The sequence below is a fragment of the Leptothoe kymatousa TAU-MAC 1615 genome, assembly GCF_018739865.1.
Classification (GTDB): domain Bacteria; phylum Cyanobacteriota; class Cyanobacteriia; order Phormidesmidales; family Phormidesmidaceae; genus Leptothoe; species Leptothoe kymatousa.
Genome location: NZ_JADOER010000007.1, coordinates 91,455 through 104,614, shown reverse-complemented (window position 1 = coordinate 104,614; position 13,160 = coordinate 91,455). Strand labels below are relative to the sequence as shown.

The 13,160-nt window shown below is 49.0% G+C and carries 10 protein-coding genes; 4 read left to right on the top strand and 6 right to left on the bottom strand.

What is annotated here, in order from left to right; all coding sequences use genetic code 11:
* Positions 1–59 precede the first annotated feature (59 nt).
* The 3 genes from IXB28_RS09045 to IXB28_RS09035 form a co-directional block, all read right to left on the bottom strand.
* Complete coding sequence (locus tag IXB28_RS09045) at positions 60–350, bottom strand: DUF7734 family protein (protein ID WP_215618247.1); 291 nt, start codon at positions 348–350, stop codon at positions 60–62.
* A gap of 23 nt (positions 351–373) precedes the next feature.
* Positions 374–970 carry a DUF3177 family protein gene (locus IXB28_RS09040; RefSeq protein WP_215618246.1) on the bottom strand — a complete coding sequence of 199 codons (597 nt, stop codon included), beginning with the start codon at positions 968–970 and terminating at the stop codon, positions 374–376.
* A gap of 229 nt (positions 971–1,199) precedes the next feature.
* Positions 1,200–1,424 carry a Calvin cycle protein CP12 gene (locus IXB28_RS09035; RefSeq protein WP_215618245.1) on the bottom strand — a complete coding sequence of 75 codons (225 nt, stop codon included), beginning with the start codon at positions 1,422–1,424 and terminating at the stop codon, positions 1,200–1,202.
* A gap of 457 nt (positions 1,425–1,881) precedes the next feature.
* On the opposite strand from IXB28_RS09035, the gene IXB28_RS09030 reads away from it, so the two are divergent.
* Complete coding sequence (locus IXB28_RS09030; RefSeq protein ID WP_215618244.1) at positions 1,882–3,129, top strand: FIST signal transduction protein; 1,248 nt, start codon at positions 1,882–1,884, stop codon at positions 3,127–3,129.
* 11 nt (positions 3,130–3,140) lie between these two features.
* Here the strand turns inward: IXB28_RS09030 and IXB28_RS09025 are convergent, their stop codons facing one another.
* A complete protein-coding gene (locus IXB28_RS09025; protein ID WP_215618243.1) occupies positions 3,141–3,575 on the bottom strand; it encodes an anti-sigma factor family protein in 435 nt (144 codons plus the stop codon).
* 744 nt (positions 3,576–4,319) lie between these two features.
* On the opposite strand from IXB28_RS09025, the gene IXB28_RS09020 reads away from it, so the two are divergent.
* Positions 4,320–4,649, top strand: a complete 330-nt coding sequence (locus tag IXB28_RS09020; protein ID WP_246559711.1) for a hypothetical protein — start codon at positions 4,320–4,322, stop codon at positions 4,647–4,649.
* Positions 4,650–4,710: 61 nt separating this feature from the next.
* On the opposite strand, the gene IXB28_RS09015 is transcribed toward IXB28_RS09020, so the two are convergent.
* Positions 4,711–6,639, bottom strand: a complete 1,929-nt coding sequence (locus tag IXB28_RS09015) for an ABC1 kinase family protein (protein WP_215618241.1) — start codon at positions 6,637–6,639, stop codon at positions 4,711–4,713.
* Between the two features lie 419 nt (positions 6,640–7,058).
* Between IXB28_RS09015 and recN the strand changes: the two genes are divergently transcribed.
* Complete coding sequence (gene recN / locus IXB28_RS09010) at positions 7,059–8,777, top strand: DNA repair protein RecN (RefSeq protein ID WP_215618240.1); 1,719 nt, start codon at positions 7,059–7,061, stop codon at positions 8,775–8,777.
* A gap of 407 nt (positions 8,778–9,184) precedes the next feature.
* Positions 9,185–11,038, top strand: a complete 1,854-nt coding sequence (locus tag IXB28_RS09005; RefSeq protein WP_246559710.1) for an EAL domain-containing protein — start codon at positions 9,185–9,187, stop codon at positions 11,036–11,038.
* A gap of 39 nt (positions 11,039–11,077) precedes the next feature.
* Here the strand turns inward: IXB28_RS09005 and IXB28_RS09000 are convergent, their stop codons facing one another.
* Entirely contained in the window at positions 11,078–13,090 is a 2,013-nt protein-coding gene (locus IXB28_RS09000) for a mechanosensitive ion channel domain-containing protein (protein ID WP_215618239.1), read from the bottom strand.
* Positions 13,091–13,160: the final 70 nt, after the last annotated feature.

The following is a 13,160-nucleotide window of genomic DNA, read 5'->3' as shown; positions in this document are numbered from 1 at the left end:
GACAGCTAGTAACTATTGTGACAGGTCTTGAACGTAACAGGTGTAACCTCAAGAATGAGTTAATCGCCTAATCGTTGTGAAAATATTTCCCAGCGGATGTTTTTCTCTAAATAGTCAGGGGCGTCAGGATTGTAGGGGCCCGCTAGCCGATCCACCGTGACGATGACTGCTCGATCAGATAAGACAGGAACATCGGGGTCAAAAGAGGTAGGACGCATCAGGGAGCTGGAAAATCCTCGAAATATCAATATCTGATCTGCCTCATCGTCGATTTCAATGGAAACCAATAAAACCTCTTGAGGATGTTCAATCGTATAATTTTCGAGGCGTTTTGCCACTGACATTGCCATTGCTCAGGTAACTTAGCCTACAACTATTGATTTAGGGCAGAACGACCCTGACGACCTAATTTGACAAATACGAAATAACTCAGGGTTAGAACGTAGCTGATCAATGCCAAGAGCGCCCAAAACCCTAAAAAACCTGGTGTGAAGCCCGCGTGGAACATTTGTCTGAATAATTTAGGTGCCTCTAACCACACCTGACAACTGTCACTGGCAAAGGTTGCTTGGGAAAATGCGCAGCGCAGGAACGGGATCTGCAGGATGATGCCCAGACCACAATATACGGAGACACCCCATCGCCACGCCGTAAATGCTAGTTTCAACAGCGAGAAGGGTTGTTCTCGAATTTCTTCGTTTAGATCGGCCCAAAACCATAGGGAGATAGGAATGAGTATCCTAGCGATCGCAGCGGTCAAAAAGCTAAAAGGCAGACCTGCAATCATCAGATATAGCGTGATTGCCAATAGGCTAGATACCTTCCAATAAATAATTAGCAGCAGCTGTAGTACTTCGGCACGGGCAATGAGTGCCCATACTAAAAAGACCAACGGGAGCAGCACAGTAAAGACTACTGCCAGGCGATAGTCAGTCCAAACCAATGACTGTAAGAACGAAGAACTAGGCATAAACGTTATGGCGGGCCATCGAAACGCTCTCTAGATTAACATCGTGGGGCTTGATAGCTAGCCCATCTGCCAGGCGTCGGCAATATAGTTAGCCCCGGCCTGGTGTGCACCGATCATAAAGGCCAGGGTCCTGAAAATAGGAGCCTGGCCTTTAATTTACCCAACTTGCTAGACTTTTTGCGCCATGGTCCAAGCGAAATCTAGCGATGGATTAGGTTAAACAATGGACTTAGTCTTCGTAAATACGGCATTCATCCGCTTCTGGATTTTCATCGCAGTAAGTTTCAAAATTGGTTTTGGGTTTAGCATCAGCTTTCTGATGTGAAGCTTCAGCTTGAAGTTCTTCTACGGCATCCCAGGCGGCAGCGCAAGAATCAGCGCTATTACCATCGGTGCTGCAGACATCACGGGCTGATTTGATTTCTTCAGAAATTTTTTCTTGAATATCGCTCATAATTTATAGGCTGCCTTGACTTTCAACGAAAATATGTAATCGATAGTTTGGGTATGATTGCTCTAACTCGTTAGTTGAACCTCAACGTAGTCTGTTAGCGCATTGCAGCCTTTCGATTTAGGCTACAGCCTTATGGTAGCCTCGAAATTTTAAAATCAGTTGTATCTAAAGAAGCATTTTGTAATTTAGATTATCGAGCTTGTCGGACGTCGAAACTGTAAGCGATGGGATGTCTTGAAATAGCCGTTTTCGATGCAATTAGCATGGATATAGCGCCCCATGTCTCCTTTATGAAACTACACCCTTTTCTTGGTGAGGCCATGGTCAACCCTTTAAAATCGAATTATCCGATTTCTGAAGAAATTGCTCTGAGCCCGAACGTCGGGACCTAGACTGTTAGTATCTAAGCTTGAGTTTTTATAGGGGATTGAGTTTGTCGTCACCTTCACCAACTGCTATGAAATGGGCCAGTGCTGTTTCTACTCATCCTTCCCTGGAATTGGCGCTGCGAGAGGTGATTGAGCGGGTATTAACTCAGTTGGAAACGGCCCCCAATTTGGCCATAATTTTTATTTCATCGGCCTTCGCTAGTGAATATTCCCGTGTGTTGCCTTTGCTGAAAGGTCCTTTGGGGGGTGCCCACATCATTGGCTGTAGTGGCAGTGGCGTCATTGGTAGAACCAAGGTGAACCAACTGGCTGAGGTCGAAGATGCGGCTGGTATTAGTTTGACGGCAGCCTATTTACCCAATGTAGATATTCAAGGGTTTCATCTATCTATTGAGGAGCTACCCGACTTGGACAGTCCGCCGAGTGAGTGGACTGAAATCATTGGAGTTGCCCCTGTGGATCAGCCCCATTTCCTGCTGATGGCGGATCCGTTTGCCTCAGGCATGAATGACCTGTTGCAAGGCTTGGATTTTGCCTATCCAGACTCGGTCAAGGTGGGCGGGCTGGCAGGCATTGAAAGTATTAGTCGTAGCTGTGGGCTATTTTGTGGCCAGCAGCTGTACCGGCAAGGGGTGGTGGGGGTAGCCTTGTCTGGCAACATTATGATCGATGCGATTGTGGCCCAGGGCTGTCGCCCTATTGGCCCGACATTTCGTGTGGTAGAGGGCGATCGCAATGTTGTCACGAAGGTCGCGGCGCAAGGAAACACAGACGATGACCTGGAGCAAACACCACTAGAGGCGTTACAGGAATTATTTCAAGATTTGGATGAAACGGATCGTCAGTTGGCCCAAGAGTCTCTATTTATTGGGCTCGCACAAAGTGGATTTAAGCAGTCCCTAGGACAAGGTGATTTTTTGATTCGTAATTTGGTGGGGGTGGACCCTAAGGTTGGTGCCATTGCTATTGCCGATCGGATTCGCCCTGGCCAACGCATTCAGTTTCATTTAAGGGACGCAGATACGGCTAGGGATGACCTAGCCACGCTCCTGGCTGCCTACCGTTTAGAGAGTAAGAAAAGAAGCGATGTTGCGCCTTCTGGTGCGCTGCTATTTGCCTGTAATGGCCGTGGCACCAATCTATTTGATATGCCCGATTGTGATACTGAGCAGTTTAGTCGTGAGTTAGGACCCATTCCGTTGGGGGGCTTTTTTTGTAGCGGGGAAATTGGCCCGGTGGGTAACACGACGTTTTTGCACGGTTTTACCTCCGTCTTTGGCATTTGCCGTGCCCTTAATGATGCGGAAACTGCCTAAGTTTGTGCCCCCTAGGGCACAGAATTGTTAGAGGGCAATTCTTTCACCGTTGATGCAAACTCCCATAGGGTTTCTTGGGGCAGCGATTTGAGCCATTGCCAGGCTTCATATACATTCTGACGCCCCTGGGGACTCCTTAACTGGCTGAACCCACTAAAGAGTGCGATCGCAGTGGTGCAGACCAGGGTCCACCGAACGCCACTGGATAATGCCCTTTGCCATGCATTGGGGGGTGTGGGCACCTCGAGGGGCGGTGGCGGTGGCACAGGAGCTGTGCGAATCGCTTGGCGCAGCATAAGTAATTGTTGATACATCTCCTGCATGGCGGGCTCATCCCTGAGCCACTGGCCAACCAGCTGCCGTTCCTGTGCGGTCACTTCATTGTCTACATAGGCACTTAACAGTTCAAACCGAGCTTCCTCATCATCAAGATCGACTATAGCCATGTTGAGATCTTCGTTCTCTTTGGAGGGACTGCTGTTCTCATGATGATCATGACTATGATGTTCAGATTCAGCCAGGGGCTCACAATTATTGGATAAGTCACCTTTGCAAGGCTGATCATGATGAAAGGACATAACGTTTGGACCTGATTTACTGATGCCACAGCCCCAGAAACACTTGCATGAGGCCATCCTACGCAATTTATGGCTGTAGCCTTTGGTGATTCAATCAAAGACAACTGCCATTAGCTTAGCCACAGGTAGTTGCCACCTGAAAAAGCGAGTGAAATAATTTGCTTGGCAAGATCTCAGACGTTAGATCTAGCAAAAAGTATCCGGAAAACCAAGACTTTTTTGCCTCAATTTCAACCAGATCCAATGCAATACCCTGATTGGCTTAATATTAGTGCCGCTAATTAGCACCGTTTCCCCATAGCCTCAGGCTAGACGGCCAATCTATGGTTGATTACAAAAATCAATTATTTTTGAATATTCTGGGTGTTACAACCCTCTTTCTTTGTGTCCCTTGATACCATCTAGTGGAGAAATCTAGTGGAACCTCCCCGACAGGATGCATAACCACCGAAGAGGGTAAGGGTATACTGGTTTTAGCCGTTTGCTTATCCAACCATGCAGCACTTGGCCAAGGTTTGCCATACAACCTCTGAGGGGGCTCTCGTTTTACAGTTTCTTGCACGTCAGCTGGAAGACTACTTATGGGAATTATCCATAGGTGATCAGGAGGTTGTGTCTACATTGCCGGTGACCTTTAATGAAGGCACACTAGTTCTAGTTGAGCTAGATGCTTCAAATAAAGTGGTTGCTCTTCAAGAAGCAACGGACTGGATTTTAGACCTAGTATCTCAATTCCTGACCCAAGGAGTGACGCCACAGTTTTTCCACCAAGAAGTGGAACGTGCAGAACAGTGGCGCCAATCTCTGACGTTACAAAGTCAAGAAATCCGCCGCCGTGCCCTAGAGACGGCAGCGCGTCGAGACGAGATTCAAGAATTAGAAAAGAAACTACGGTTAGAGCAAGAAGAACTAGAACGCCAAAATCAAACTCAAATCCCCTAAACTTAGGAGGTTTGAGCCTTTTTAGGCTAAGTGATTTAGCGCTTGTCGATTTGGGGGCTACCTAGGCTGGTTTCGATGCTGGTAGGGCTGGCCCAGATAAGTGCTGGTTTTGGGCTGGTGCAGTGTGCCCTAGAAACAAATTACGCAGCAGTCTAGCCGCTGCTCGTTGGGCTAGGTTATTAGCAACGCGCTGTCCCATTTGGCGGGTTTCTGGCTTGATCAATACCTGCGGCATCAGTCGGACAACGGCAGTACCGTCCATGCCTTTTGTGTCTCCCAGCAGCCCTAGAATACGACTGATGTGTTCCCATTCCTTCCCGCCAAAGCTGGATTGAGGAGCTTTTCCTGCTGTGGGCGTACTCCCCATGGTTGCCTGGAGTCGCTGTACTAACCCATGGCCAAATTGGTCCAGGCTTTTGGCAAGCTCATCGGCAATGTGGTCACGAATGTGGTCGCCACGTTCTGAAAATAGATAGTCGATGGTTTGCTGTAGGACTTTCTCCAGGTCATAATCTTGGCTATTGCGAGCATTGCGCAGGAGATTCTCAAGGCGATTCCAGCGAAAGTCCCCATCCTTGAATAGTAGTTCTTGGAGGGATTGACGTAGCTCCGGGGCCGAATCGGTGAGGAGGCGTTTGGCTACGTAGGGATAGGCTTTGCTCAGTACTTTGAACTCGGGATCAACGCTGATGGCGATGCCGTCTAATGTGACCAATGAGCGAATGATCAGCGCGTAGTAGGCGGGCACGCGGAAAGGATATTCATACATTAGGGCTGAAAACTCATCCGTAATGCTTTTCAGGTTAAGTTCTGCGACTGTCGCACCGAGGGCGTTGTTGAAGACGCTGGCCAGTGCCGGAATGATTGGGCTGAGGTCGGTATCCGGCGTGAGGAATTCTAATTTGACATAGTCGTTGGCTAAGCCTTCAAAGTCGCGGTTGACCATGTGCACGATGGCTTCAATTAAACCGTATCGCTGGTAGCTTTCGACCGTGCACATCATGCCAAAGTCTAGGTAGGCCAGTTTGCCTTCATCGGTGACTAACAGATTGCCAGGGTGAGGATCGGCATGGAAAAAGCCATGTTCTAAAAGCTGTCTCAGGGAGCACTGAACTCCGATTTCAACGATGTCAGTGGCTTTTAATCCCTTGGACTCTAGGATTTCTGGCTCAGTTAGCTTGGTGCCGTTAATCCACTCCATGGTCAAGACCCGACGGGCTGTCAGATCCGTATAGATCTGCGGCACGATGATTTCAGGCAAATAGCCATACAGGGTTTCAAACCGTTGGGCATTTTCCCCTTCGTGGGTGTAGTCCATTTCCTCAAAAATGCGGGTGCCAAACTCGTCCATGATGCTGACGAGGTCGCTACGTACCACCTTGAGGTTATTGCAGGTCCATTGGGCAAAACGGCGTAGTAAATAGATGTCGCGGGTGATCTGTGCCGTGAGCCCTGGCCGTTGCACTTTAATGGCAACGTCTTCACCGGTTTTGAGTTTGCCTTTATAGACTTGGCCCAGGGATGCTGCTGCTACGGGGTGGGAGGAAAATTCCGCATAAATATCATCTGGAGTTGCGCCTAAATCTTCTTGAATCAGGCGAAAGGCAATTTCATTGGGAAATGGAGGAATCTGGTCCTGTAATTTCACCAGCTCTTCCATGTATGCCGGGGGGACTAAGTCGGGTCGTGTGGATAGGGCCTGACCGATTTTGATGTAGGCAGGACCAAGTTTCGTTAGCACGTCTCGTAACTGAATGGCCCGTTTAGCTTCATTCTTTGCTGCGCCGCCGGTTTGTCGATCCCAAAGCAGGCCCAGGCCAAACCCGAGAAAGGTCCATAGGAGTTCCACCAGCCGTAGAAAAATTTGGACGGGGCGAGAACGGTAATATTGAGCGATCGCATCGGGATCGTAGGTCAATAGTTCTTCCACCGACTGGACTGGAGCTTGATATTGGTCATTCAAACTAGGGGATGCTGGCGCAGCATGCATGGGCTATATCCTTAATCTATAAAGCTTTTCAATAGATATGACCGTACATTCTGGATCTCCATCCGCACCCGTTGGGAATTGGTCAGGTACTCCAAGTCGGTTCATTTGTTAACTATTGTAACAAGTTAAGCTTGCTATCTTATTGATTCGCCAATAAGACCACAATAATTGTCTTCTCCTTGCCTCGTCAGTCGCAGAAACCGAATCTTGATCCCCTCTTTGTTCCGATTTCGACTACGTTGAAGGTGCAAGATTCGCTAAATAGCTTGTTTAGAGGATTCCCTTAATTTTTATCGGAAAAAAACCACAGTAAAATTGACTAGCTCACTGTCCATTGATGCCGTTATTGGATCCTCCTGCACTGTGCTTTGGTTTAGTCATATCTGCTTTTACCTTCCTGTGGTGAGGAGGCCATGGCCATGCTGACCTCCCTGAAAATCGATAACTTTACCCTGATTGATCAGTTAGAGTTATCCCTGCAACCCGGACTGAATGTTCTCACTGGAGAAACTGGGGCTGGAAAATCTATCATTCTTGATGCTATCGATACCGTCTTGGGTGGCAAAGCTAGCGGCAAGTTAGTGCGTACGGGCGAAAAGAAAGCACTGATTGAAGCCATATTTCATACCCCGCCACCCGTGGCAGACTGGCTCAATGCTAACGATATCCCCTTCAATGGCGATGGTTTACGCTGTAGCCGAGAATTGACGACTGGTCGAGGCAGTGTGCGTAGTCGCAGCCGTCTCAATGATGTTGTAGTCAAAAAAAATCAGTTAGAAGAACTGCGGCAGCTCTTAGTGGAAATTACGGCTCAAGGGCAAACCGTGCAGTTGGGCTCCATCGATGCTCAGCGTGATTGGTTGGATGGATTTGCCGGGAGTCAGCATGTGAAGCAGCGGCAGGCGGTTGCTGCTGCCTATGGGGCGGCCACCGATGCCCATCAGGCTTTGGACCGTCGTCGTCGGGCGGAGCAACAGCGGCAACAGCAGTTGGATTTATTCGAATATCACGCCCAAGACCTCAGCGGTGCAGATTTGCAGGATGCGGATGAATTAGATCGGTTGAAACAAGAGCATCAGCGCCTGAGCCATAGTGTTGAGTTGCAAAAGCAAAGCTATGAGGCCTATCAAGTTTTGTATGAAAGCGATGGTAGCTTTGACAGTTGCTCCGATTTGCTAGGCCGAGTCGAGCATCTATTGAGTTCGATGCAGCGGTTTGACGATCAGGTGACGCCGGTGCTCGATTTGGTGAGCGATGCGTTGGCTCAAGTCGAGGAAGCGGGGCGCCAAATTAATACCTACGGCGAAAATTTAGAGACGGATCCCTCCCGTTTGGCCGAGGTGGAATCCCGCATGAGCTTTCTGAAGCAGCTCTGTCGCAAATATGGCCGTGATTTGCCCGAGTTGATTGAGTACTACCAGGAAATACAGGTTGCTTTAGATGCTCTTAACGGCGACGGGCAGTCGATTGAAACGTTAGAAGCTGTTTACGAAGAAGCCCAGGCTGCACTAATTGATCAATGTTCTAAATTGACGAAGCTGAGGAAAAAAGCGGCTAAGCATCTGGAGGCCCAGCTGGTGGCGGAACTAAAACCCCTGGCCATGGAGCGAGTGAAGTTCAAAGCGGAATTGCGCTCAGCCTCTCCCCAGGTGCATGGCGCTGATGTGGTGGAATTTTTATTTAGTCCTAACCCTGGTGAACCCTTACAACCGCTGACGGAAATTGCGTCCGGTGGCGAGATGAGTCGCTTTTTGCTGGCATTTAAGGCCTGTTTTAGCAAGGTGGACCCCATTGGCACGTTGATTTTTGACGAAATTGATGTTGGCGTATCTGGTCGTGTTGCCCAAACAATTGCCGAAAAGCTTTATCAGCTGAGTCAGAGTCGTCAGGTGCTCTGTGTCACCCATCAACCGCTGGTGGCGGCCATGGCCGATGCCCATTTTCATGTGGATAAGCAGGTGGTTGTGGCGGGTAAGAAAAAGACGGATGAACGAACTGTCGTTAGGGTAACGGGGTTAGACGATGATGCCCGTAGGGAAGAACTTGCGCAGTTGGCCGGGGGACGTTCTCATCAGGAAGGGATCGCCTTTGCTGAATCGTTGTTAGCCCAAGCCGCTACGTTGCGTCAGGCTGAGTAAGCCAATTGGCTAGAGTCTTGGCCTTTCGACGGTTTGCTGCTTTTAGGTCTATAACTTTTGGTGCTACTTTGGGTACTTTTAGCAAGGGTTCTAGACTTGTTTTAGTTGCATCTAGAAGGGGTTAGGCGCTGTAAGGCTAAGAAAGTGGCCGAACAGACTGGCGTCTAGCAAGGAGCAGATTTGTTACGTATTTGCTCGGCCCTGGCCATTATTTGCTTGAAGCTGTGATTAATCGTCCTGTTAATTTACGACATACTCTCAATGTTAGTTTGACTGCGATCGCTATCCTGGGTACGTGGTTCTTGCTACCAGTAGACTCTATCAATCGGCTGATGATGCGGGGATACGGGGCACTGGAAAAACAGTTATGGTATTTGCAAACCAGGATAATGACAGATGCAGAGGGTATGAGTAGTTTTCAGATCGATGCGATCGCAAATCTCCCTGACCTGTTCCATAGCCGCCCAGTTATCGCCCAAGCTCCGGGGCAGGCCCCAATGCTCTGGTGGATTCTCCTGTGTTGTTTAGCCCTGGCAGGGACGGCCATCATTGGATTGTTGCTCCAGATGCGCCGATTTAACCGATATCAGGTCAATCTGCTTAAAGACAATGAAGAGCGTTATCGCGACTTAGCCTATCTGGGTAACGATTTATTTTGGGAACTCGATCGAGATCTAAAATTCTCTTACGTGTCGGGCCACTTACACACACTGCAGCTAGAAGACTTAAAGGGGAAACGCCCCTACCAAGTATTAACCTCAATTCCCAATTTGGATGCCGATTGGGACTCGCTACAAGATTTATTAGATCACCGTCAACCCTTAGAAAATTTCATTCTGCGGCTGCATACATCGAATACTACGCTACGAATATTTAAGCTTAATGCCCGTCCCCTATTTGATAAACACAAGCGATTTAAGGGATATCGCGGTTTACAACGGGAGATGACCGAAGAATATAACTTGACCCAAACCATTGCCTATCAAGCTACCTATGATCCACTCACAGGGCTGATTAATCGCAATGAATTTGATACTCGGCTCCATCAGGCTGTTAAGCGTGTGCGCGAACGGGGCATTCCATCAGTTTTAGGCTATTTGGATTTAGATCAGTTCAAAATTGTGAACGATACGGCGGGGCATTTGGTCGGTGATCAGCTGCTATCTGAACTAGCCCAGCTATTGCAAAAAAATATTCGCCATTCCGACAGTTTGGGCCGGTTAGGGGGAGATGAGTTTGGTCTGTTGTTAGAAGGCTGTTCTCTCCAGCAGGGGCAACACATCTCGCAGGTACTGGTCGATAAAATAAAAGACTATCAATTTACTTGGCGAGGGCGTCAATTTCAGGTGGGTGTGAGCATTGGCCTGGTGCCTATTTTAGGCGATGCCTCCAATGTGATCGAGCTCCTAAGTCGGGCCGATTTAGCCTGTTACAAAGCGAAGGATTTAGGGCGGGGGCGAGTGTATTTGGCCGACCATGATGATTCGGAACTCGATCGCCAGCATCTGGAATTGGTACATATTGCCAACATCCCCCAGGCCATTGAAGAAAAACGCTTTCAGCTCATGGAGCAGCCGATTGTTTCATTGTTAAACGAGAACAGCCACCATGTGGAAATTTTGTTGCGTTTAACCGATGAGGATGGCAAAGCTGTGCCCGCCGATTTGTTTATTCCCATGGCCGAACGCTATGGCATGATTGGCCTGATTGATCGTTGGGTTGTAAAAACTGTTCTGACCAACTACCACCGGTACTATCCCCAAGGCAATACGCTTGTTGCCATTAATCTCTCTGGCAGTAGTTTAAGCGATGAGAAATTTATAGAGTTTGTGCTAGAGGTTTTGCACCAGTCATCGATGCCCCCGCAAAAACTCTGTTTTGAAATTACGGAAACAACAACTATTTCCCAGTTAGACCAGGCCTTGAAATTTATTACTACGCTGAAAGAGTTAGGGGTGACATTCGCCTTGGACGACTTTGGCAGTGGCGTTTCTTCCTTTGGCTACTTGCGGCGTTTGCCAGTGGACTATCTAAAAATTGATGGCGACTTAATTCGCAATATTGGCACAGAGGACTATATCCGCACCATTGTGGATATGGTGAATCAGGTGGCTACCATGATGGGCATGAAAACCATCGCTGAATTTGTGGAAAATGACGAAATCTTAGAGAGTTTGCGCCATCTAAATGTGCCCTATGGCCAGGGATATGGCATTGGTAAACCCCGTCCGTTACCGTCGATTGCTGACGACTCGTATTAGGTGGGGCTAGGGGGAGTGGGCCACATATTTGGTTGCTCGCTACTGTTCGTCTTCATAGAATCGGTAAAACAAATACTCATCCTTAAAGGGATGTTCATCGGTGACGTGGTGGCATATTCCCTGCTCAATCAGGGCTTGGCCAAGCCGGACTGCCGCTTCTCGGGTGGCGTTCTGGGTGCGTGTTAGCCAGGTGACGGCTTCGCTGCCAATAAAACAGTTGGCATATACCGTTAAACGAAAGCGTCGATCTTGGATGTCTATTCCACCGTCTGAGCGCATCTGTGTCACCAACCGTTCCAGCAGTAGGGTTTCTATTGGTTGACGATTTTGTAGCAAGCTTGAGTAGGGGTTAACCTCGGCCAATAGTTTTTGAGGTGTGGTTTGCTGAGGGGGGTTGGCCGGTGTTTTGGGGCGCTCTGGTGACGGTTGTGCCCAGTTCTCCAAATCAAGCTGGGGCGAACGTAGGTTTACATCTTGCTGGGGAAATGGAATCTCGATATTGTATCGGCGGAAATGGGCATAGAGCATGTAGTACAGGTCGCTTTTGAGATCAAATTGCTGCCGTGGATCTCGCATCCACACTAAAAAGTCAAAATCTAACGAGCTATCGCCAAATCCTAAGAAGCGGAGCCTGGGCTGGGGATATTGCAAAACATTGGGATGAGCTGTCGCAACTTCGAGCACGGCTTGATGGACCTGGGGAATGTTTGAGTTATAGGCCACACCGATGGGTAAATGCAGCTGAGATACGGGGTGGCCATGGCTCCAATTAATTACTTTGTTTTCTAGCAGCTGGGCGTTGGGGACAATAATGGCGACCCGATCCAATGTGCGGATTTCTGTGCTGCGCATGCCTATGCGCTCTACCGTGCCAGCTAAATCCCCTACGTTAATGAAGTCTCCCACTTGGATGGAGCGCTCAAAGAGCATGACGCCACCGCTGACCACATTGTTGGCAATGTTTTGTAGGCCAAAGCCCAGTCCGACGCCGAGCACACTGGCTAAAATGGCCAATGCACTCAGGTCTATGCCCAGGACCTGCAAAATGATGAATACGCCTAACCCCGTGAGGAGGACCTGGAGAATCGTTGCGATTGCATCCTGGGTGCCCCGATCCGGGATAGTAGCTTGTAAAAATTTTGATTTTACCGTTGAGGTAATGACCCTTACCCCCATCCATAGGGCTAGTGTGAGCAGCACCAGTTGGAATAGGTTTAGAAGCGAATATCCTTGACCATCGCCATCGTTAAATAGTGGGTTGGTGAAGATGCGTGCTAAAAACTGAAAGACTCGATAGCGGGTGGCGCGTGCCCTGGGAAATAATTCGCATATGTATATAGCTGCTGCTAGCCAGGCTAATATGGGCGCGCACAATAAGGCTGGCGAAATCCAGAGGGGCAATTTTTGGCCAGTGCGGTTTTGCCTGCGCCAGAGCCAGCGGCGCAGGTTATGAAATACAGCCCAGCAAAGGGTTGCGATCGCAAATACGCCTGCACTGGTCCAGGCCATTTGTCTGCGATACATGGGCTGTCGTTCGCGCTGTGCCCTATCTAGGGCAGTTTGCAATTGCCCTGCCCACTCTTCCGCCCTTTCCGTGGCATCGATCCCGGCCATCAAGTCGCCCCTGGTGACCGTCAGCACATGGCGACGGTTAGCCCGCACCGTGACCAGATCATTGCGCGATCTCGTAATCACTCGAATGGACTGAGGTGGGGTTTGGTTATTTGCGTTTGCTAAAACTTGCCGCAGGGCTTGGTTGGCCACATTGGCTCGAACATCGGCACTAACGGTATCAATGCGGCCCAAGGTAAACAGCACTCGGCCATCAATAATGACGTTCGCCCTTTCCGCAGTTGCGTCTGTTTGGGCATAAGCGGGTAGACCCAAGAATACTCCCCAGCACAGGAAAACTACCAATACGGCTTTGGCCATGTGGGTTTTCCAGGGATGCATCCCGGTCCATCGTTCTGGCGGTTGAATAGTGTGCCATCCAGGCATCCATTTGGTTTTAGTAACGCCTGAAGCGCTATGGCTATTTTTGCAATGACCCATGTCGCCTCATCAATGCTTGACGTTATTTGTTTCATCCAACATCAAGAAACTTAAACCGTAAAAGGCTGTC